This window comes from Enterobacter sp. PTB (assembly GCF_051130085.1).
In the GTDB taxonomy this organism is placed as follows: Bacteria; Pseudomonadota; Gammaproteobacteria; order Enterobacterales; family Enterobacteriaceae; genus Enterobacter; species Enterobacter ludwigii.
Window position 1 is genome coordinate 58,523 of record NZ_JBDKEE010000018.1, and the last position, 20,503, is coordinate 79,025.

Genomic DNA, 20,503 nt, shown 5'->3' on the forward strand with positions numbered 1-20,503 from the left:
TCTTCCGGCAACAGATTTCAATTTTGCATTCCTAAGTTCAGAGGTAGTCATGATTAAGAAAATCGGTGTGTTGACAAGCGGCGGTGATGCGCCGGGCATGAACGCGGCAATTCGTGGGGTTGTCCGTTCAGCGCTGACGGAAGGCCTGGAAGTTTTTGGTATCTATGATGGTTATCTGGGCCTGTATGAAGATCGCATGGTTCAGCTCGACCGTTACAGCGTGTCCGACATGATCAACCGTGGCGGTACCTTCCTCGGTTCTGCGCGCTTCCCGGAATTCCGTGATGAACACGTCCGTGAAGTGGCTATTGAGAACATGAAAAAACGTGGCCTCGACGCACTGGTTGTTATTGGTGGTGACGGCTCGTACATGGGTGCAAAACGTCTGACTGAAATGGGCTTCCCGTGCATCGGTCTGCCGGGTACGATCGACAACGACATCAAAGGCACTGACTACACCATCGGTTATTTCACCGCACTGGGCACCGTTGTTGAAGCGATTGACCGCCTGCGCGACACCTCTTCTTCCCACCAGCGTATCTCCATCGTGGAAGTGATGGGCCGTTACTGTGGTGATCTGACGCTGGCTGCGGCCATCGCCGGCGGTTGTGAGTTCGTGGTGGTTCCGGAAGTGGAATTCAGCCGTGAAGATCTGGTGGCTGAAATCAAAGCGGGTATCGCAAAAGGCAAGAAACACGCCATCGTAGCCATCACCGAGCATATCTGTGACGTTGACGAGCTGGCGAAGTACATCGAAACCGAAACCAAACGTGAAACGCGCGCTACCGTTCTGGGCCACATCCAGCGTGGGGGTTCCCCGGGTCCATACGACCGCATCCTGGCATCACGTATGGGTGCATACGCCATTGAACTGCTGCTGCAGGGTCATGGCGGTCGTTGCGTGGGTATTCAGAACGAAAAACTGGTTCACCATGACATCATCGACGCCATTGAAAACATGAAGCGTCCGTTCAAGGGTGACTGGCTGGACTGCGCAAAAAAACTGTACTGAGCGGTGACTTTCCCCCGGTCGCGCTGAGTTAACCGGGTCTGCAGTCCACGCTCATAAAGACCGGGTAAGGCGATATCGCCGCCCGGTTTTTTTATGCCTGCTCGTTTTTTATTCCTCTACGTTATAGTCAATCTTTTTTTATTCTTTAATCATTGGTTGGCTTTCTGGCACGCTGCAAGCATCAAAACACTACACAAGAGATCCGGGCGATGAATAAATGGGGCGTGGGGTTAACATTATTGCTGGCATCGACCAGCGTTTTGGCTAAGGACATCCAGTTACTGAACGTGTCATACGACCCGACGCGTGAGCTGTACGAGCAGTACAACAAAGCCTTCGCGGCACACTGGAAACAGGAAACCGGCGACAACGTGGTGGTGCGTCAGTCTCATGGTGGCTCCGGTAAGCAGGCGACCTCAGTCATCAACGGGATTGAAGCCGACGTGGTTACCCTGGCGCTGGCCTATGACGTCGACGCCATCGCCGAGCGTGGGCGTATCGATAAAAACTGGATCAAACGCCTGCCAGACAACTCAGCGCCTTACACCTCGACCATTGTTTTCCTGGTGCGTAAGGGCAACCCAAAACAAATTCATGACTGGAACGATCTGGTTAAGCCGGGCGTTTCCATTATCACCCCGAACCCGAAAAGCTCGGGTGGCGCACGCTGGAACTACCTGGCGGCCTGGGGCTACGCGCTGCATCACAACAACGGTGACCAGGCGAAAGCCCAGGCGTTCGTGAAAGCGCTGTATAAAAACGTTGAGGTGCTGGACTCTGGCGCACGCGGTGCCACGAATACCTTCGTTGAGCGTGGGATTGGCGACGTGCTGATCGCATGGGAAAACGAAGCCCTGCTCGCCACCCACGAACTGGGTAAAGACAAGTTCGAGATCGTTACGCCAGGCGAATCTATCCTCGCCGAACCTACCGTTTCTGTGGTTGATAAAGTGGTTGAGAAGAAAGAGACCAAAGCGGTGGCGGAAGCGTACCTGAAGTATCTCTACTCGCCAGAAGGCCAGGAAATTGCGGCGAAAAACTACTATCGTCCACGCGATCCGGCGGTGGCGAAGAAATATGAAAGCGTCTTCCCGAAACTGAAGCTTTTCACCATTGATGAAGAGTTCGGCGGCTGGGCGAAAGCGCAGAAAGAGCACTTCTCTAACGGCGGAACTTTCGACCAGATCAGCAAGCGCTAAACGTTAGCAGGACAGACACGGTGACCCGGCGCGAGAAATCCGCCGGGTTTTTTATTTGGTCATCATTTTGCGTTACTCTTTCGCCACTATCGAAAACAGGGAACGCATTGTGAAAAAAATACTATTACTGATTCTGGTTGTCATCATTCTTGCCGCGGGTGGCTGGTACTGGATGAAAACGGGTAATCCGAATGCGTTGCGTCATATCGTTCTCGACCAGTGTCTGCCGAATCAACTCCAGCACCGTAACCCGGCCCCGTGCGCGCAGGTGAAGCCTGATGCGGGTTATGTGGTGTTTAAAGACCGCAACGGGCCGCTGCAGTATCTCCTGATGCCGACTTACCGTATCAAAGGAACCGAAAGCCCGCTGTTGACCGAACCGAATACGCCCAACTTCTTCTGGCTGGCCTGGCAGTCACGCAACTTTATGAGCATGAAGCGCGGGGCCGAGGTGCCGGACAGCGCAATTTCGCTCACCATTAACTCCCCGACAGGCCGTACGCAGAACCATTTTCATATCCATATCTCCTGCCTGCGCCCGGACGTGCGCGAGAAGCTTAATGCCGCGCAGGGGCAAATCAGTACCCAGTGGTTACCGTTCCCGGGCGGGCTGGAAGGGCATGAGTACCTCGCCCGTCGCGTGACGGAAAATGAGCTGGTACAGCGCAGTCCGTTTATGATGCTGGCTGAAGAGCTGCCGGAAGCGCGTGACCATATGGGGCGCTTCGCGCTGGCCATGGCGCAGCAGTCGGATGGATCGTTTGTCTTACTGGCGACCGAACGTAACTTGCTGACCCTGAATCGCGCGTCGGCTGAGGAATTGCAGGATCATCAATGCGATATCCTGAAGTGACCTCACCATAAATAGCGTTTACTCGTCCTGCCTGTCGCCGTAGACTTGCTGAAAAAAACGACAGGAGACAGGTATGTCGCTCTGGTTAACGCATCCTCTGTTTGTGCCCTCATTGATAGTCGGCGTCACCATCGTGCTGTGGGCGACATCGCTATTGCCGGAATTTATCACCGCGCTGCTGTTTTTCACGGCGGCGATGACCGCCAGAATCGCCCCGGCGGAGGTGATTTTTGGTGGTTTTGCCTCGTCTGCATTCTGGTTAGTGTTTAGCGGCTTCGTGCTGGGGGTGGCAATCCGTAAAACCGGTCTGGCGGACAGGGCCGCACGGGCGCTGTCGGCAAAACTCACGGATTCGTGGGTATTGATGGTGGCAAGCGTGGTGGGGCTGAGCTACGCGCTGGCGTTTGTGATGCCGTCGAATATGGGCCGTATCGCGCTGCTGATGCCGATTGTCGCCGCCATGGCCAAAAGGGCCGCCATCCCCGACGGTTCCCGCGCGTGGTATGGCCTGGCGCTGGCCGTCGGGTTCGGAACCTTCCAGCTCTCGGCGACCATCCTGCCTGCCAACGTGCCGAATCTGGTGATGAGTGGCGCCGCGGAGGGCTCGTACGGGATCCATCTGAACTATGTCCCGTATCTGCTGCTGCATACACCCGTCCTCGGGATCCTGAAAGGAGGCATTCTGATCGGCCTGATCTGCTGGTTGTTCCCCGGCAGCCCGAAACCGGCCACCGATCTTACGCCGTCTGAACCGATGGGGCGGGATGAAAAACGTCTCGCCTGGCTGCTGGCGGTGGTGCTGGGGATGTGGGTGACAGAGAGCTGGCACGGCGTTGGACCGGCGTGGACGGGCCTTGCGGCATCGGTCATCGTCATGCTGCCACGCATTGGATTTATCACCGGTGAAGAGTTTTCTGCGGGAGTGAACATGCGCACCTGCATTTACGTGGCGGGGATTCTCGGGCTGGCGATTGTAGTGACCCAAACGGGTATCGGTTCCGCGGTGGGGGAGGCATTATTGCGGATTATGCCGCTTGATGCCAACAGACCGTTCACCAGCTTCCTGGCGCTTACCGGTATTACCACGGCGCTCAACTTCATTATGACCGCGAACGGTGTACCGGCGTTGTACACCACGCTGGCACAGAGTTTTTCGGACGCCACCGGTTTCCCGCTGTTGTCGGTGATCATGATTCAGGTACTGGGGTATTCCACGCCGCTGCTGCCGTATCAGGCGTCGCCGATTGTGGTGGCAATGGGTTTAGGGAAGGTGCCTGCAAAGGCGGGGATATTGCTCTGTCTGGCGCTGGCGATTGCAACGTATCTGGTGCTGCTGCCGCTGGATTATCTGTGGTTTAGCGTGCTGGGGAAAGTGTAATTTCCCTCCCCGGTGGGGGAGGGAAGTCGGTTTTTACGCCTGTTTAGCCGCTTCTGCTGCTTTAACGATCACCGCGAAAGCGTCAGCTTTCAGGGATGCACCGCCAACCAGCGCGCCATCGATGTCTGGCTGGGTGAACAGCTCAGCAGCGTTGGATGCGTTAACGGAACCGCCGTACTGAATAATTACCTGCTCAGCCACTTTCGCGTCCGCTTTAGCAATGTGGTCACGGATAAATTTGTGAACCGCCTGTGCCTGCGCAGGGGTCGCTGATTTGCCGGTACCGATCGCCCAGACGGGTTCGTACGCGATAACCGCGCCTTCGAATGCGGCAGCACCCTGCGTTTTCAGCACGGCGTCGATCTGACGAGCACACACTTCTTCCGTTTTGCCTGCTTCGTTTTCGGCTTCGGTTTCACCGATGCACAGAACCGGGATCAGACCCTGCTCTTTCAGCACCGCGAATTTCTTCGCGATAAATTCGTCGGATTCTTTGTGGTAAGTGCGACGCTCAGAGTGGCCGATGATGATGTATTTCGCGCCGATATCTTTCAGCATTTCAGCAGAGGTTTCACCGGTGAATGCGCCTGACAGGTTAACGTCAACGTTCTGTGCGCCCAGAATGATGTGGCTGCCGTCAGCGGCATGTTTAGCCAGATCCAGGTACATATCCGGCGGAGCGATAGCAACCGCGCAGCCCGTCACGCCCGCCAGCTCTTTACGCAGGTTCGCAACCAGTTCGTTTACCATGTGGCGGCTGCCGTTCAGTTTCCAGTTACCCATCACTAAAGGATGTCGCATTTCAATTCTCCACGCTAAATTAGCGAATTAAGGAATATGGCCGCCCTGTCGGGCAGCATGGTCTGTGAATCAGTATAGAGATTTTCCCTCGAAAGGCTTTGCTTTTTGTCATTAATTCGCCCCGCCGAGTGTGTCTGATAGTGCCAGCTTAATCGGTTCAACAGCGAAGGTCAGTCCTTTTTCGCCGTTATCTGCCACCACATAGCGTATGGCCCCTTCGGTATCGGCGTAGTAACGCTTGTTTTTACCGGCGGTGAGAAGTTTTTGCAGCTTTTGCTGGCTTTGCTTTTTGGTCAGCGCGGGCGTAAAAGCCTGCAGTATCGCGCTCATGTACTCAAGCGCTTTTGCCTTAGCGGCTTTCTGCTCTGGCCCCTGAATCGGCAGCCAGGTTATCTGCATGCTTTTGATTTTTAGCGTGCCGCGCTCCAGCGCAGTGGAGGCATATAAATTCTCGTTAATCTTGCTCGCAGCCCGGGTCAGGGTTGGCGTATCCCGGGAGCTGTCAATGGCGCGGAATTCATCCAGCGGTAGCGTGGGGTTGGTTTTATTGAAGGTTTCACGAAACTGGCTGATTGACTGATCGAACGAGGGCGCACCTGCCAGCAGATAGGGGGCTGTCGTCGGGGCAGTGGTTTCGGCGGCGTGCAGGGGGACACCCGCGATGAGCATCACTAAACACAGGAAAAGAGAACGTGCCGAACTTTTCATCAACATTGCCCCTGGCCGTAAGTGTTCATGATTAAATCGATATCTGGTCGGCTTGTCAAAAGGTCACAACTCCAGGGTAAAATGCGCGCTATATGATAATAAGGAACCTTACATGACCATACAGCAGTGGTTGTTTTCATTCAAAGGGCGTATTGGACGCCGTGACTTCTGGATCTGGATGGCGACGTGGATCGTTGCCATGCTGCTTCTGTTTTTCGTTGCCTTCAACGCATGGCTCAGCACACAAACGGCGGCGTTTGCGCTGGTCTGTTTACTGTGGCCAACCGCGGCCGTGGTGGTGAAACGTCTGCACGATCGCGGCCGTTCCGGCGCGTGGGCTTTTCTGATTATTCTGGCGTGGATGCTGGTGGCCGGGAACTGGTCGATACTTCCGTCCATCCTTCCCTGGGTGGTGGGCAGACTGCTACCAACCATTATTTTTGTCATGATGGTGGTCGATCTGGGCGCGTTTATCGGCACCCAGAGCGAAAACAAATACGGCAAAGACACCCTTGAGGTGAAATACCGCTGATCACCAGTAGTGTTCGGCAGTCATATGGCCCGGCCGGCGGCGAAGATGTTTCGTCATCTGCCGGGTATCCTTCAGAAGCTGCTGCGTGTCGCGAACCATCTGCGGGTTGCCACACAGCATGACATGGCTGGTTTCAGCGCTCATCGGCAAGCCAATTGCGTCTTCCAGTGCACCACTCTCAATCAATGCCGGTACGCGGCCCGTCAGTGAACCTGCTGCGGTTTCGCGGCTGACCACGGTCTGAATTTTCAGTTTCCCGCCGTACTGCTTTTCCAGCGCCTGCATCTGCGGAAGATAGCTCAAGTCTGCGGCATAGCGCGCGGCGTGAACCAGCACGATGTTTTTAAAGCGCTCAAGGTCTTTGCCGTACTGCAAAATAGAGAGATAGGGGCCAATGGCCGTGCCGGTTGCCAGCATCCAGAGGGTGTCGCAGTCCGGGATTTCGTCCAGTACGAAGAAACCGGCCGCTTCACTCACAATTTGCACATCGTCACCGGGCTTAAGCGCGGCAAGGCGTGGGCTGAGTTTGCCGTCCGGGACGGTGACCAGATAGAACTCGAGATCCGGGTTATCGGGGGCGTTAACGTAGGAATAGGCGCGCTGCACGCGCTCGCCGTCAACATCCAGCCCCAGCTTCGCAAATTGCCCGGCCGTAAACGGGTGGACGGGAGCATGCAGGGTGAGACTAAATAGCGCATCGGTCCAGAACTGTATTTTTGTGACTTTACCTGTTACCCAGTCCGCCATGATCTTCTCCTGTGCTTTTTCTCTGTTCTATCTTCCGGACTTGTGGCGAAGATTTCCAGCCCATTTGGGCCGGAAAGCTCTATCGATCAAACGGTTTTACAGAATGTGCGCCTGCACGTCAGGGTCTTTACGATCCAGATAGTGAACAGACTGAATGCGGCGAATGGTGCGCGATTTACCGCGGATCAGCAGGGTTTCGGTGGTGGCCATATTGCCCTTACGGGTGATGCCATCCAGCAGGTCACCTTTGGTGATGCCGGTTGCGGAGAAGACAACGTTGTCGCTGCGCGCCATGTCATCCAGCGCAAGCACCTTGTTGGCTTCAATACCCATCGCTTCGCAGCGTGCCAGCTCTTTTTCCCCAATACGGCGATTCTCTTCGCTGTCGCCTTTGACTTCATGACGGGGCAACAGACGGGCCTGCATGTCGCCATCCAGAGCGCGGATCACCGCGGCGGAGACCACACCTTCCGGCGCGCCGCCGATGCCGTAAAGCACATCCACTTCGCTGTCTGGCATGCAGGTCAGGATAGATGCTGCCACGTCGCCATCCGGGATGGCAAAGACGCGAACGCCGAGCTGTTGCAACTGGGCAATGGTGGCATCGTGGCGCGGTTTCGCCAGAATGGTCACGGTGAGCGCGCTAAGCGGTTTTTCCAGCGCCCTGGCAACGTTACGCAGATTCTCTTCCAGCGGCAGGCTCAGGTCGATAGCCCCTTTGGCGCCGGGGCCGACAATCAGCTTTTCCATGTACATATCCGGCGCGTTGAGGAAACAGCCTTTGTCCCCTACCGCCAGCACGGCCAGCGCGTTGGCCTGGCCCATTGCCGTCATGCGGGTACCCTCAATCGGGTCAACCGCGATATCCACGGCATCACCTTTGCCGGTGCCCACTTTCTCACCGATATAGAGCATTGGCGCTTCGTCGATCTCGCCTTCGCCAATGACGATGGTGCCATCGATGTTGACCTGGTTAAGCACAATGCGCATGGCATGGACAGCCGCACCGTCTGCGGTATTTTTGTCGCCACGGCCGAGCCATTTATAGCCCGCCAGTGCGGCAGCTTCGGTGACGCGGGAAAACTCGATAGCCAGTTCACGTTTCATGAGGTACTCGTGCAATCAAAAGGAATTGCACGAAGTTTATCACAGAGTGGGGGTGGGTGCGGTCGGTCCCCTCTCCCCGGCGGGGAGAGGGGACGGGAGAAATTACTGCTCGTGCTCTTCCCACGCCAGGGCGCGTTTCACCGCTTTCTTCCAGCCGCTGTAGCGATAGTTACGCTCAGTGGTTTCGATGCCAGGGCGGAATTCGCGTTCGATAACCGCTTTTTCCTGCAGTTCATCCAGATTCTGCCAGAAGCCGACAGCCAGACCTGCAAGGTACGCCGCACCCAGCGCGGTGACTTCACGTACTTCCGGGCGCTCTACGCGGGTGCCCAGAATGTCGGACTGGAACTGCATCAGGAAGTTGTTGGCAACGGCGCCGCCGTCCACGCGCAGGGCGTGCAGACGAATGCCGGAGTCAGCCTGCATTGCTTCCAGTACGTCGCGCGTCTGATAAGCGATGGATTCCAGCGTAGCGCGGATAATGTGGTTCGAGTTTACCCCACGGGTCAGGCCGAAAATCGCGCCGCGTGCATACGGGTCCCAGTAGGGTGCGCCCAGACCGGTAAAGGCCGGAACCACATACACACCGTTGGTGTCCTTCACTTTGGTTGCGAAATACTCGGAGTCAAACGCATCGCTGATGAGTTTCATCTCGTCACGCAGCCACTGAATAGACGCACCTGCCATGAACACCGCACCTTCCAGCGCATAGTTCACTTCACCGCGTGGGCCGCAGGCGATGGTGGTCAGCAAGCCGTTTTCTGATTTCACCGCTTTCTCACCGGTGTTCATCAGCATAAAGCAGCCGGTACCGTAGGTGTTTTTCGCCATCCCTTCCTTAACGCACAGCTGGCCAAACAGCGCCGCCTGCTGGTCACCGGCAATACCGGCGATTGGAATACGCGTGCCGCCTTTGCCGCCGATATTGGTCTGACCGTAAACTTCAGAAGATTTGCGGACTTCTGGCAACATCGCGCGCGGGATATCCAGCGCGTCCAGCATCTTGTCATCCCACTCCAGGGTATTGATGTTGAACAGCATGGTGCGCGAGGCGTTGGTGTAATCAGTGACGTGGACACGCCCCTGGGTCATCTTCCAGATAAGCCAGGTGTCGACGGTACCAAACAGCAGCTCACCGCGTTTTGCACGTTCACGTGAACCCTCAACGTGGTCGAGGATCCATTTCACTTTGGTACCGGAGAAATACGGGTCAACGACCAGACCGGTTGCGCTACGCACATAGTCTTCCATACCGTCGCGCTTCAGCTGTTCGCAGATTTCTGACGTACGGCGGCACTGCCAGACGATGGCATTGTAAATGGGCTTACCGGTTTCGCGCTCCCAGACGATAGTGGTTTCACGCTGGTTGGTAATACCGATAGCGGCAATCTCGTCGGAACTGATATCGGCTTTCGCCAGCACTTCTACCAGCGTGGAGCTTTGTGAAGCCCAGATCTCCATAGGATCGTGTTCAACCCAGCCTGGACGAGGATAGATTTGCTCAAATTCGCGCTGTGACACGCTGACGATATTCGCGTCATGATCCATTACGACAGCGCGGGAGCTGGTAGTGCCCTGGTCGAGCGCAACGATATATTTTTTTTCGGTCATGGTATGTGTCCCGTAGTCAGATTACAGCGAAGCTTTTTGTTGTGCGGTAGAAGTCGTTTCCTTCTCCTCTTCCACACAGGTGTCGCACGGTAAATGGCGACCAATTAATTTGCGGTAGCTAAATGCACCCAGCGCAGCCCCGACAACCGGTGCAAACAGCGGTACCAGGAAGTAAGGGATATCTTTACCGCCGGTGAAGGCCACGTCGCCCCATCCTGCGATAAAGGCAAAAGCTTTAGGTCCGATATCACGCGCCGGGTTCATCGCAAACCCAGTCAGCGGGCCCATGGATGCGCCGATCACCGCAATCAGCAGGCCAATCAGCAGCGGTGCCAGCGGGCCGCGCGGAATGCCGTTTCCGTCGTCGGTCAGCGCCAGGATAACGCCCATCAGAATAGCGGTAATCACCATTTCAACTGCGAACGCCTGCACAAAATTGATATGCGGGTTGGGATAGGTTGAGAAAATGCCTGCCAGATCCAGACTTTCGACACTGCCACGCACCATATGATGAGTCTGTTCGAAGTCGATGAAAAGATTGTAATAAAGCCCGTAAACTAACGCCGCTGCGCAAAACGCGCCGGCAAACTGAGAAAGGATGAAGGGAACAACTTTGCGTCCGTCGAAGCACGCGAACAGCCACAGCGCGATGGTCACCGCCGGGTTAAGATGTGCGCCGGAAACCCCTGCGGTCAGGTAGATGGCCATCGCCACGCCCAGACCCCAGATAATACTGATTTCCCACTGACCGAAACTGGCACCCGCCACTTTCAGTGCAGCAACACAGCCCACTCCGAAGAATATCAACAACCCGGTACCAAGGAACTCGGCAATGCACTGGCCTTTTAAGGTTGATGTCTGACTCATAATCGGAATCCTGAAGAAATTGATGTTTATTGTTAGCATGACCGCCCGTGACAGCCACGATGCCCTGTAGACATAGTGTTAATTTATCGTTAACGAGCAAAAACGAGAAATATCGAAATCAAAATGTGTGGTCTGCGTCAATAAAATGAGCGTTTTCGCGCCATAAAGCGCATTTTTACACCAATAGCAAAATGTGAGCTGAATCATTTCATTAACGAATGAGTTAACAATTTAGGGGTATATGCCGCGAACGCACCAGGACGAGGCCGAAAAGTGTTGCAAACCACGATCTGCGCGGTCTGCCGCTGGACAGGGGCGACGGGGCTTCATACAATCGGCATATCTGTTGTGCGCGTTTACGTTAAAGCGTCGCCTTGCAATTCAGGAGAGGTAGGATCATGTCTTTAGAAGTGTTTGAGAAACTGGAATCGAAAGTACAGCAGGCGATTGACACCATCACGCTGCTGCAGATGGAAATTGAAGAGCTGAAAGAGAAGAACAACAGCCTGGCGCAGGAAGTTCAGAACGCCCAGCACAGCCGTGAAGAACTGGAGCGCGAAAACAACCAGCTGCGTGAACAGCAGAATGGCTGGCAGGATCGTCTGCAGGCGCTGCTGGGGCGTATGGAAGAAGTGTAATTTCTTTCGGGAAATGCAGAACAGGCCGGGTAAGGCGTCGCCGCCACCCGGCTTTTTTATTACTCGATATCCAGCGGATCTTCGGAAAGGATAATCCCGGTGTTATCGGCATAGAGATGGTCACCGGAGAAGAAGGTCACGCCGCCGAAATTGACGCGCACGTCGCTTTCGCCGATACCTTCACCTGCAGCACCCACCGGAATGGCCGCGATAGCCTGAATGCCAATGTCCAGGTCTTCGAGATCGTCCACCTGGCGCACTGAGCCATACACCACAATGCCTTCCCACTCGTTCTGTACGGCAAGACGGGCGAGCTCAGCATCAATGAGGGCACGACGTACGGAGCCCCCGCCATCAACCAGCAGAACGCGGCCACGGCCGTTCTGTTCGAGCAGATCATAGAGCAACCCGTTATCCTCGAAACATTTCACCGTGACGATTTGTCCGCCAAACGACGACCGCCCACCAAAGTTGGAGAACAGCGGTTCAACGACGTTGACATCTTCCTGGTAGATGTCACAAAGCTCGGAGGTATCGTATTTCATAGGTTTAACGCTCAGTTGCTGCGAATGTGTTCAGTATATCGTGCTAAATGCGTTGTTGGCAAAATCATCAATTGTTAATTGATATTTGTCAGTTAACCCAGCGTCTGACTTAAGACAATCCCGATGACGAACAACAGGTTAGTCAGCAGTGCCCCTTTTACCGTACGCTCCAGCATTGGCGGCATGGCCGCAGGGCTGAGTTCACGCATGACGAATCGCGCCTGCTTAATCAGCAGCGGTGCGGCGAGTACAAACAGCCAGCCCCATATGCTGTGCAGCGAGATAACGTTAAACAGCGCCAGGCACAGCAGAGCGCCCAGCAGCAGACACGCATGATAACGGCGTGCATTAACGGGCCCCAGACGCACGGCCAGCGTGTTTTTGCCGTTCTCACGGTCGCTGTCGATATCGCGCAGGTTGTTGATGTTAAGCACCGCCGTCGCCAGCATGCCGCAGGCGGTTGCCGGCAGGAACAGGGCCGGGATCAGGGTATGTGCCTGTAAGTACCCGCTCCCCATCACGCTCAGCCAGCCGAAGAACACCAGCACGGAGATATCACCCAGCCCAATATATCCGTAAGGGCGGGTACCGACGGTATAGGTAATGGCGGCAATAATGGCGAGCAGACCCAGTACCAGGAAGCCAATAAAATCGCTGGGGGTTTTAGACGCGACCGTTACCAGCGCCAGGCCGGAAAGACAAATCAGCGCCACGGTGATGATCAGCGCGCGCTTCATCTGCGCCTGGGTAATGACCCCTTTCTGCATACCGCGCAGTGGCCCGATACGGTCGGGTTTGTCGCTGCCTTTAACCGCATCGCCATAGTCGTTGGCGAGATTGGAGAGAATTTGCAGCAGACCGGCGGTAATCAGTGCCAGCCCGGCAACCAGCGGGTCGAAATAGCCTTGCCACCAGGCAAGCGCCGTACCGACGATAATGGCGGCAAAGGCCAGAGGAAGAGTTTTAGGGCGCAGACTTTCGAGCCACGCCTGAGTACGGCTGATGTCAGTCATAGTAATTTAGCCAATAAAAATGGGGGCATTAGCCCCCATTAAACGTGATGAGAATGCAGTAACCGCGATTATAGGATAAAACGGCTCAGATCTTCATCTGCCACTAACGCATCCAGGTGTTTACCCACATATTCTGCGTCAATGGTAATGCTTTGACCGTTCAGGTCGCTCGCATCATAAGAGATATCTTCCATCAGGCGCTCCAGCACGGTGTGCAGACGACGGGCACCGATGTTCTCGGTGGTTTCGTTGACCTGCCAGGCGGCCTGGGCGATGCGTTTGATACCGTCTTCAGTGAACTCGATGTTCACACCTTCGGTTGCCATCAGCGCTTTGTACTGTACGGTCACAGAGGCATTTGGCTCGGTCAGGATGCGTTCGAAATCTTCAGTGGTCAGCGCCTGCAGCTCCACGCGAATCGGCAGACGACCCTGCAGTTCCGGGATCAGGTCAGACGGTTTCGCCACCTGGAATGCGCCAGAGGCGATAAACAGGATGTGGTCCGTTTTGACCATACCGTGTTTGGTGGAGACGGTGCAGCCTTCAACCAGCGGCAGCAGGTCGCGCTGAACGCCTTCACGGGAGACATCCGGGCCTGAGGATTCGCCACGCTTACAGATTTTGTCGATTTCGTCGATAAACACGATACCGTGCTGCTCAACCGCGTCGATAGCATCCTGCTTTAGCTCTTCCGGGTTCACCAGTTTCGCCGCTTCTTCTTCGATCAGCAGCTTCATGGCGTCTTTGATTTTCAGCTTACGCGCTTTCTGCTTTTGGCCGCCCAGGTTCTGGAACATGGACTGCAGCTGGCTGGTCATCTCTTCCATGCCAGGCGGTGCCATGATCTCCACACCCATAGGAGCAGCAGCAAGATCGATCTCAATCTCTTTGTCGTCCAGCTCGCCTTCACGCAGTTTTTTGCGGAACGCCTGACGCGCCGCTGACGGCTCAGCCTGCTGTTCAGCCTGGCCCCAGTTGTTCTTCGCCGGTGGGATCAGGACGTCAAGAATGCGCTCTTCCGCCATCTCTTCGGCGCGGTAGCGGTTTTTCTCAATCGCCTGGACGCGCACCATTTTGATCGCCGAGTCGGTCAGATCGCGAATGATGGAGTCCACTTCTTTACCCACATAGCCCACTTCGGTGAACTTGGTGGCTTCGACTTTGATGAACGGGGCGTTAGCCAGTTTCGCCAGACGACGGGCGATTTCGGTTTTACCGACACCGGTCGGGCCGATCATCAGAATGTTTTTTGGCGTCACTTCATGGCGCAGCTCTTCTTCGAGCTGCATGCGGCGCCAGCGGTTACGCAGGGCAATAGCCACGGAACGCTTGGCGTTGTCCTGGCCGATAATATGCTTGTCCAGTTCGCTGACAATTTCGCGTGGGGTCATTTCAGACATGGGAGATCCTTACGCTTTAGACGGTAATTCTTCGATGGTGTGGTTGTGGTTGGTATAGATGCAGATATCACCTGCAATATCCAACGCCTTCACCGCGATATCGCGCGCGTTCATGTCGGTGTTTTCCAACAGCGCACGGGCTGCAGCCTGGGCGTACGGGCCACCAGAGCCAATAGCAATCAGGTCGTTTTCAGGCTGAATGACGTCACCGTTACCGGTGATGATAAGCGAAGCGGTTTCATCGGCCACCGCCAGCAGCGCTTCAAGTTTGCGCAGCATGCGATCGGTACGCCAGTCTTTCGCCAGCTCAACGGCGGCTTTCACCAGGTGACCCTGGTGCATTTCCAGTTTGCGTTCAAACAGTTCGAACAGCGTGAAGGCGTCAGCTGTGCCGCCTGCAAAACCGGCGATCACTTTGTCGTTGTATAAACGACGAACTTTCTTCACGTTGCCTTTCATTACGGTATTACCCAGCGTGGCCTGGCCATCACCGGCGATTACCACGTGGCCGTTACGGCGTACACTTACTATTGTTGTCACGAGCAGACCCCCTGGTTACAGAATCGGGAAACAGAAGCCCTGAGCCTGTGCTCAGGGCTGAATAGAATGATAGATGGGGGGGAATTTGGGGGTTTCAACCCCCGGTAGCGAGTCGAATGCAGTTTGTGTGTCCCGCCACTTTCAAACGGGAAATGGTTCCGTCGGCATTTTCTTTGCCTTTGACCGGGCCAATCACCACGCGATTCCAGCCGTTATTGGTGGTAATGCGTGAATCAAACCCTTCAAAAGCCAGCTGTGCGCGCACCGTTTCCGCCTGCTCAGCACCTTTGAATGAACCACATTGCACCATCCAGCGGCGTTCGTCTTTTTTCTCAGCAGTCTGTTTCGGCGCATCGGTCTCTTTGGTTACCGGTGCGGCCTGCTGCGTTTTCGGCTGCTGCGCAGTGGTATGCGCCGGCGTCTGCAGCAGATCCTGATACGGCTGAGCCGCCTGTTTCTGCGGCTGGGCCTTCGGCGGTTGCTGCACTGGCTGGGACTGCGCCGTTCGCGTTTGCTGCTGATACGGCTGTTCCGTCACCCGCGGCTGCGTTTTAGGCTGCTGCACTGGCTGGGTTTGCGCCCACTGCTGTTGTTGCTGCTGTTGCTGTTGGAGCTGCTGCTGCGCCTGACGACGCTGCAGCGTTTGCTGACGCTGTTCCGGCGTCTGCTCGTTCCACGGCACTTCGTTCAGCTGCGTAGGCTGCTGGCGCATATCGGCCTGCATTTGTGCCAGCAACTGACGCTGTTCATCCGTCAACTGGCTGGCATTTTGCACTTCGCCACCCGCTGAAGGTTCGGTCGGCGCACGTACGCCAGGCTGACGGCTTTCCAGCTCTTTGATATAGCGCCAGCGCTCTTCAGGCTTCGGCGGAAGGCCGTTTCCGGCAACCTTGCTGGCCTGAAGCGCCTCGGACTCTTCTTTTTTATGGTGCGTGATAAAGTACAGACCACCAATAAAGGCCACGACTACAGCCGCAGCAATAGCGACCATCGCTGGCGAGACAGCAGGCAGGTTACGTTGCTTTTTCCTTGAGCTACTCTTTTTGCGTCGCGAAGGTGCCGGCTGGCCGCGACGTACATAATCTCGTTGTGCCACTATCGTTTCGCTGTATTTATTCGTTCGTCAGCCCGCCATGTTACTTAAGCGGCGGGGCTTTGACCAGATAAGGGTGTCTGAAAGACATTTACTTTAAGTCAATGCCTGGGTAGAACCGCGCACAATCAATTCACAGTCCAGCAACCGCGAGCCGCTGTTAACTGTTTGACCATGCAGCTGATCCAGCAGAAGAAGCATCGCTTCACGCCCAATATCATAGCGCGGCTGCGCCACGGTCGAGAGTGGAGGATCGCAAAATTCTGACAGCGAAATATTATCGAATCCGATGATCGACAAATCTTTCGGTATGCGCAGGCCGCGGCGCTTCGCATACGATAATGCCCCCAGTGCCATCACATCGCTGTGACAGAACACCGCGGTCGGCGGCTCGGGCAGATCCAGCAGCTTCTCCAGCGCCTGTCCACCGGCTTCAAAGGTGAAATCCCCGCGAGCAATGTAGTGCGGATCGACGGTGACGCCGGTACGGCGCAGCGCCTGAACGTAGCCCTGCAGGCGGTAGTGGCACAATGGCATCTCTTCCGGCCCGGCAATGCAGCCAATACGCTTGTGCCCCAGCTCCTGAAGATAGTTGACGGCGTTGAACGCGGCGGTCAGGTTATCAATATGTACCGTCGGCAGCTCCAGCTCGGGTGCAAACTCGTTGGCCATCACCATCGGCGGTAAATTGCGCTGCTCTTCAATGCTGGCATCAAACGGCAGGCGAGACCCAAGCAGCAACATGCCATCGATCTGCTTGGTGATAATGAGGTCGATAAAGGTTTTTTCCTGCTGGTTCTGGTGAGCACAGTCGCCAATCAGCACCAGATAACCTTGCTCTGCCGCCGTCACTTCGATACCACGAATAATCTCGCTGAAGAAGGGATCGCAGATGTCCGGCACAATCACCAGGATGGTGCGCGACTCATTGCGTTTAACGTTTCGTCCCATCGCCTGCGGGAAATAGCCCACTTCCAGCGCAGCCTGCTCTACCCGGTTACGGGTCGCCTGGGAGACTTTATCCGGGTTCATTAATGCGCGGGACACGGTTGCCGTAGAGACTTGTGCTTTCTGGGCAACGTCTTTCATGGTCGCCGTGGCAACCTCTTTTCTGGACTTCAACGTCTTCTCCTCGCCTGAACACCGAACTTCTGACGCCACCATTTTTACAGATAGTTAATGGAATCGGTTACAGAATTTTCATAAAAAGTGTGAGGAGCGTTAAATTTTTCGATCCGTCTTCAGCCTTCGATAGGATCAACGTCCAGTACCCACTTCACTTTGCGCGCTTCCGGTAGGGTATTGATCAGCACCAGCGCGCCGCTGACGATATGTTGCAGGCGGATGCGCGAAGGGTGCTGGAGCAAAATCTGCCAGCGGAAACGTCCACCACGCTTTGGTGCCAGCGCCGGCACCGGCCCCAGTATCCACAGCGGGTTATCCACCAGCGGACTGGCCTGCAGGAGATTTCTCAGCTGCTGCAGGAAAAGCGGTGCCTGCTGGTTGTTGTGATCTTCTGCGCGAATGATGACGTGGCTGGTCCACGGCGGAAGCTGCATCGTCTGGCGTTCTGCCAGCGCCTGCTCCGCAAACGCGTCATAGCCTTTATGCAGCAGGGTTTGCAGTAACGGATGTTCAGGATGGTGGGTCTGTAAAACCACCTCACCCTGTTTGCCTGCGCGACCGGCACGTCCGGCAACCTGGGTATAAAGCTGGGCAAAACGTTCTGCAGAGCGGAAATCGGCCGAAAACAGCGCGCCGTCTACGTCCAGCAGGGCGACCAGCGTTACGTCCGGGAAGTGGTGCCCTTTGGCCAGCATCTGCGTGCCAATCAGAATGCGTGCGCCACCGCGATGCACTTCCGCCAGCTGCTGTTCCAGCGCCCCTTTGCGGCTGGTGGTGTCACGGTCGATGCGGGAAAGAGGAACGTCAGGGAAGAAAGGCTTAAGGGCCTCTTCCAGTTGCTCCGTCCCCAGGCCGACCGGCACGATATGCGTTGAGCCACATGACGGACACTGGCGTGGTACCGGCCGCTGGCTGTCGCAGTGGTGGCAGCGCAAATGGCGCTGGGCCTGATGGAACGTGTAGTAGTGGTCGCAGCGCGGGCATTCGGCAATCCAGCCGCAGTCGTGACACAACAGCGCCGGGGCAAACCCGCGGCGGTTAAGGAATAAAATGACCTGATTACCGGCCTGCAAATGCTGGCGCATCCGGGTGATAAGCGCAGGCGCTAACCCCGCCTGCACCTGCTGGCCTTTTAGATCCAGCACATGCTGAATAGCAGGGCGCGCGTTCCCTGCGCGCCGCGTCAGGCGCAGCATGTGGTATTTACGCTGGCGAACGTTATGCAGCGTTTCGAGGGCGGGCGTCGCGGAGCCAAGAATAATCGGGATTTGCTCGCTATGGGCGCGATAAACGGCCAGATCGCGGGCGTGATAGCGCCAGCCTTCCTGTTGCTTATAGGAGCTGTCATGCTCTTCATCGATGACGATAACGCCGAGGTTTTTAAACGGCGTAAACAGCGAGGAACGGGTGCCAATCACAATCGCCGCTTCGCCGTTTTTGGCTTTCAGCCAGGCGCTGAGGCGCTCGCTGTCGTTCAGGCCCGAGTGTAACACTTCAACCGGCGCATTAAACCGCTCGCGAAAACGGGCGATGGTTTGTGGCGTGAGGCCGATTTCCGGAACCATCACCAGCGCCTGTTTACCCTGCGCAAGCACGTTTTCCAGTACGCTGAGATACACTTCTGTTTTGCCGGAGCCGGTGACCCCTGCCAGTAGCCAGGCGGAGAAATGATCGGAGGCGCTGTGAATGGCTCCTACGGCGGTGGCCTGCTCGGTGTTGAGTCGCAGACGATCCCCTGAAACGGAGAAACTGTCCCGCCAGTCATAAAGGGCAGGCGCCTCGCTTGCCAGTTCGCTCAGCCCTTTTTTGCGCAGGGCCTGCAGCGCCGTTTCACTCACCTCAAGCTCGTCAACCTGATGTCGCCAGATTTTCCCCTGACGCAGGGCCGCCAGCGCCTGCTGCTGTTTCTGCGAGCGTTTCAGGCTATTGATATCGACCGCCTGACCCTCCTCAGTGGCAAACCAATACCAGAGGGGAGCGTGGCTGGCACTTTTACCCTGACGAAGCATAATAGGCAGGGCGTGGAACAGGACATCGCCGATGGGATGATGGTAGTAATCTGCCGCCCACAGCAGGAGCCGCCAGATGCTGGTGGAGAACACGGGCTCGCTGTCCAGTACCTCCGCGACGGCTTTCAGCTCATTGAGCGGCAATTCGCTCTTATCGCTCACCGACACCACAATCCCAATACGCTGCTGTTTGCCAAATGGCACGGTCACGCGACAGCCCGCTTTGGCGCTCATGCTGTCAGGCAGCAGATAGTCAAAGGTGCGGGGAAGCGGAACGGGCAGGGCAACGTGAGCGACGGGCATCGAATCTTCCTGACTTGAAAAGTGGCGCGTTAGTATACACATTAGTGAAAGCGGCGTGCGGATCAGTTTGCATACGTTGGTCAAATTCTGTATGATTCGCCGCCTTTGGTGTACTTTACGCCAAAGAACTTACATTCAACATCGCGTGGTGTCTGGCGTTAGGGCTGGAAGAGCGACGCGGCCTTAACTGAGGTTCTCCCATGAAAAAAGATATTCACCCGAAATACGAAATGATTACTGCAAACTGTTCTTGCGGTAACTCTATCCAGATCCGCTCTACCGTGGGTCACGATCTGAACCTGGACGTGTGCGGCAAATGCCACCCGTTCTACACTGGTAAGCAGCGTGATGTTGCAACCGGTGGCCGTGTTGACCGCTTCAACAAGCGTTTCAGCATCCCGGGCGCTAAGTAAGTTTCCCGAAAAAAAGGCACCGCAAGGTGCCTTTTTTGTATCCGCTTCTCAGTATTCCCACGTATCCGGGTCGATACCCAGTTCACGCATGATCACCTTCGCCTCTTCCGGAATTTCATCACTACGCTCTTTGCGCAGATCTTCATCGTTTGGCAACGGTTGACCGGTAAACGCATGCAGAAACGCTTCGCACAGCAGTTCGCTGTTGGTCGCGTGGCGCAGGTTGTTCACCTGACGACGCGTACGTTCATCGGTGAGGATCTTCAACACCTTCAGAGGAATGGAAACCGTAATTTTCTTTACTTGCTCACTCTTCTTACCGTGCTCAGCGTATGGGCTGATATATTCGCCGCTCCATTCAGCCATGAGATACCTTTAATCCTCTCAGTCATTAATCTAAAGGTGCAAAACCCGTCATCGCCAGTTTTGACCGTAATCCAGCGTAGTTTACCGTAGAGACGATACCGTGGCACGGATATTGCCGCTGCAGCGTGCACTAAAGCATATAATTTTAACGGCTATTTGCGCATTGCTCAATCTATACGCAAAGAAGTTTAGATGTCCAGATGTATTGACGTCCATACTTTCAGTGTTTACTCTGGTGCCTGA

At 55.6% G+C, this 20,503-nt stretch carries 21 protein-coding genes; 7 read left to right on the plus strand and 14 right to left on the minus strand.

What is annotated here, in order from left to right; translation table 11 throughout:
* Positions 1–49 precede the first annotated feature (49 nt).
* From pfkA to AAIR21_RS19830, 4 genes are all read left to right on the plus strand, one after another.
* Entirely contained in the window at positions 50–1,012 is a 963-nt protein-coding gene (gene pfkA / locus AAIR21_RS19815; protein WP_014172210.1) for a 6-phosphofructokinase, read from the plus strand.
* Positions 1,013–1,221: 209 nt separating this feature from the next.
* Positions 1,222–2,211, plus strand: a complete 990-nt coding sequence (locus tag AAIR21_RS19820; protein WP_032680073.1) for a sulfate ABC transporter substrate-binding protein — start codon at positions 1,222–1,224, stop codon at positions 2,209–2,211.
* Positions 2,212–2,320: 109 nt separating this feature from the next.
* Positions 2,321–3,064, plus strand: coding sequence for a CDP-diacylglycerol diphosphatase (locus AAIR21_RS19825; protein WP_040018288.1), 744 nt, complete (start codon positions 2,321–2,323; stop codon positions 3,062–3,064).
* Positions 3,065–3,137: 73 nt separating this feature from the next.
* Positions 3,138–4,442 (plus strand): SLC13 family permease, encoded by a 1,305-nt coding sequence (locus tag AAIR21_RS19830; RefSeq protein ID WP_183516921.1) that lies wholly within the window; start codon positions 3,138–3,140, stop codon positions 4,440–4,442.
* A gap of 33 nt (positions 4,443–4,475) precedes the next feature.
* Here the strand turns inward: AAIR21_RS19830 and tpiA are convergent, their stop codons facing one another.
* Positions 4,476–5,243: a triose-phosphate isomerase gene (gene tpiA, locus AAIR21_RS19835; RefSeq protein WP_014172206.1), complete on the minus strand. Its 768-nt coding sequence runs from the start codon at positions 5,241–5,243 to the stop codon at positions 4,476–4,478.
* 111 nt (positions 5,244–5,354) lie between these two features.
* Positions 5,355–5,951 (minus strand): DUF1454 family protein, encoded by a 597-nt coding sequence (locus AAIR21_RS19840; protein ID WP_032680074.1) that lies wholly within the window; start codon positions 5,949–5,951, stop codon positions 5,355–5,357.
* Between the two features lie 112 nt (positions 5,952–6,063).
* Between AAIR21_RS19840 and AAIR21_RS19845 the strand changes: the two genes are divergently transcribed.
* Positions 6,064–6,483, plus strand: coding sequence for a DUF805 domain-containing protein (locus AAIR21_RS19845; protein ID WP_025202755.1), 420 nt, complete (start codon positions 6,064–6,066; stop codon positions 6,481–6,483).
* On the opposite strand, the gene fpr is transcribed toward AAIR21_RS19845, so the two are convergent.
* The 4 genes from fpr to AAIR21_RS19865 all read right to left on the minus strand — a co-directional run bounded on the left by fpr (position 6,484) and on the right by AAIR21_RS19865 (position 10,815).
* Positions 6,484–7,230: a ferredoxin--NADP(+) reductase gene (gene fpr / locus AAIR21_RS19850; RefSeq protein WP_014172203.1), complete on the minus strand. Its 747-nt coding sequence runs from the start codon at positions 7,228–7,230 to the stop codon at positions 6,484–6,486.
* 96 nt (positions 7,231–7,326) lie between these two features.
* Complete coding sequence (glpX, locus tag AAIR21_RS19855) at positions 7,327–8,337, minus strand: class II fructose-bisphosphatase (protein WP_020883952.1); 1,011 nt, start codon at positions 8,335–8,337, stop codon at positions 7,327–7,329.
* Between the two features lie 102 nt (positions 8,338–8,439).
* Positions 8,440–9,948: a glycerol kinase GlpK gene (glpK, locus tag AAIR21_RS19860; RefSeq protein WP_014172201.1), complete on the minus strand. Its 1,509-nt coding sequence runs from the start codon at positions 9,946–9,948 to the stop codon at positions 8,440–8,442.
* A gap of 21 nt (positions 9,949–9,969) precedes the next feature.
* Positions 9,970–10,815, minus strand: coding sequence for an MIP/aquaporin family protein (locus AAIR21_RS19865; RefSeq protein WP_014885705.1), 846 nt, complete (start codon positions 10,813–10,815; stop codon positions 9,970–9,972).
* 398 nt (positions 10,816–11,213) lie between these two features.
* Between AAIR21_RS19865 and zapB the strand changes: the two genes are divergently transcribed.
* Positions 11,214–11,453, plus strand: a complete 240-nt coding sequence (gene zapB / locus AAIR21_RS19870) for a septal ring assembly protein ZapB (protein WP_008501806.1) — start codon at positions 11,214–11,216, stop codon at positions 11,451–11,453.
* Positions 11,454–11,512: 59 nt separating this feature from the next.
* Here the strand turns inward: zapB and rraA are convergent, their stop codons facing one another.
* The 7 genes from rraA to priA form a co-directional block, all read right to left on the minus strand.
* Complete coding sequence (gene rraA, locus AAIR21_RS19875; RefSeq protein ID WP_014172197.1) at positions 11,513–11,998, minus strand: ribonuclease E activity regulator RraA; 486 nt, start codon at positions 11,996–11,998, stop codon at positions 11,513–11,515.
* A gap of 92 nt (positions 11,999–12,090) precedes the next feature.
* Positions 12,091–13,011 (minus strand): 1,4-dihydroxy-2-naphthoate polyprenyltransferase, encoded by a 921-nt coding sequence (gene menA, locus AAIR21_RS19880; protein WP_014172196.1) that lies wholly within the window; start codon positions 13,009–13,011, stop codon positions 12,091–12,093.
* Positions 13,012–13,079: 68 nt separating this feature from the next.
* Positions 13,080–14,411: an HslU--HslV peptidase ATPase subunit gene (hslU, locus tag AAIR21_RS19885; protein WP_014172195.1), complete on the minus strand. Its 1,332-nt coding sequence runs from the start codon at positions 14,409–14,411 to the stop codon at positions 13,080–13,082.
* A gap of 9 nt (positions 14,412–14,420) precedes the next feature.
* Complete coding sequence (gene hslV, locus AAIR21_RS19890) at positions 14,421–14,951, minus strand: ATP-dependent protease subunit HslV (RefSeq protein ID WP_014172194.1); 531 nt, start codon at positions 14,949–14,951, stop codon at positions 14,421–14,423.
* Positions 14,952–15,045: 94 nt separating this feature from the next.
* The gene (gene ftsN / locus AAIR21_RS19895) at positions 15,046–16,047 is read right to left on the minus strand and encodes a cell division protein FtsN (RefSeq protein ID WP_014172193.1); all 1,002 of its coding nucleotides are present in this window, start codon (positions 16,045–16,047) and stop codon (positions 15,046–15,048) included.
* A 93-nt stretch (positions 16,048–16,140) separates the two neighbouring features.
* Complete coding sequence (gene cytR, locus AAIR21_RS19900; protein WP_020883949.1) at positions 16,141–17,166, minus strand: DNA-binding transcriptional regulator CytR; 1,026 nt, start codon at positions 17,164–17,166, stop codon at positions 16,141–16,143.
* Positions 17,167–17,285: 119 nt separating this feature from the next.
* Positions 17,286–19,481, minus strand: coding sequence for a primosomal protein N' (gene priA / locus AAIR21_RS19905; protein ID WP_106503576.1), 2,196 nt, complete (start codon positions 19,479–19,481; stop codon positions 17,286–17,288).
* A 200-nt stretch (positions 19,482–19,681) separates the two neighbouring features.
* On the opposite strand from priA, the gene rpmE reads away from it, so the two are divergent.
* Positions 19,682–19,894 carry a 50S ribosomal protein L31 gene (rpmE, locus tag AAIR21_RS19910; protein WP_003862040.1) on the plus strand — a complete coding sequence of 71 codons (213 nt, stop codon included), beginning with the start codon at positions 19,682–19,684 and terminating at the stop codon, positions 19,892–19,894.
* A gap of 48 nt (positions 19,895–19,942) precedes the next feature.
* Here the strand turns inward: rpmE and metJ are convergent, their stop codons facing one another.
* A complete protein-coding gene (gene metJ, locus AAIR21_RS19915) occupies positions 19,943–20,260 on the minus strand; it encodes a met regulon transcriptional regulator MetJ (protein ID WP_007369220.1) in 318 nt (105 codons plus the stop codon).
* Positions 20,261–20,503: the final 243 nt, after the last annotated feature.

Excerpts from the sequence above, each read along its gene's own strand:
- pfkA (WP_014172210.1), top strand. The coding sequence starts at position 50 with ATGATTAAGAAAATCGGTGTGTTGACAAGCGGCGGTGATGCGCCGGGC.
- priA (WP_106503576.1), bottom strand. The coding sequence starts at position 19,481 with ATGCCCGTCGCTCACGTTGCCCTGCCCGTTCCGCTTCCCCGCACCTTT.
- rraA (WP_014172197.1), bottom strand. The coding sequence starts at position 11,998 with ATGAAATACGATACCTCCGAGCTTTGTGACATCTACCAGGAAGATGTC.
- fpr (WP_014172203.1), bottom strand. The coding sequence starts at position 7,230 with ATGGCGGACTGGGTAACAGGTAAAGTCACAAAAATACAGTTCTGGACC.
- AAIR21_RS19840 (WP_032680074.1), bottom strand. The coding sequence starts at position 5,951 with ATGAAAAGTTCGGCACGTTCTCTTTTCCTGTGTTTAGTGATGCTCATC.
- AAIR21_RS19820 (WP_032680073.1), top strand. The coding sequence starts at position 1,222 with ATGAATAAATGGGGCGTGGGGTTAACATTATTGCTGGCATCGACCAGC.
- AAIR21_RS19865 (WP_014885705.1), bottom strand. The coding sequence starts at position 10,815 with ATGAGTCAGACATCAACCTTAAAAGGCCAGTGCATTGCCGAGTTCCTT.
- glpK (WP_014172201.1), bottom strand. The coding sequence starts at position 9,948 with ATGACCGAAAAAAAATATATCGTTGCGCTCGACCAGGGCACTACCAGC.
- menA (WP_014172196.1), bottom strand. The coding sequence starts at position 13,011 with ATGACTGACATCAGCCGTACTCAGGCGTGGCTCGAAAGTCTGCGCCCT.
- zapB (WP_008501806.1), top strand. The coding sequence starts at position 11,214 with ATGTCTTTAGAAGTGTTTGAGAAACTGGAATCGAAAGTACAGCAGGCG.
- metJ (WP_007369220.1), bottom strand. The coding sequence starts at position 20,260 with ATGGCTGAATGGAGCGGCGAATATATCAGCCCATACGCTGAGCACGGT.
- AAIR21_RS19845 (WP_025202755.1), top strand. The coding sequence starts at position 6,064 with ATGACCATACAGCAGTGGTTGTTTTCATTCAAAGGGCGTATTGGACGC.
- hslU (WP_014172195.1), bottom strand. The coding sequence starts at position 14,411 with ATGTCTGAAATGACCCCACGCGAAATTGTCAGCGAACTGGACAAGCAT.
- tpiA (WP_014172206.1), bottom strand. The coding sequence starts at position 5,243 with ATGCGACATCCTTTAGTGATGGGTAACTGGAAACTGAACGGCAGCCGC.
- glpX (WP_020883952.1), bottom strand. The coding sequence starts at position 8,337 with ATGAAACGTGAACTGGCTATCGAGTTTTCCCGCGTCACCGAAGCTGCC.
- rpmE (WP_003862040.1), top strand. The coding sequence starts at position 19,682 with ATGAAAAAAGATATTCACCCGAAATACGAAATGATTACTGCAAACTGT.
- AAIR21_RS19830 (WP_183516921.1), top strand. The coding sequence starts at position 3,138 with ATGTCGCTCTGGTTAACGCATCCTCTGTTTGTGCCCTCATTGATAGTC.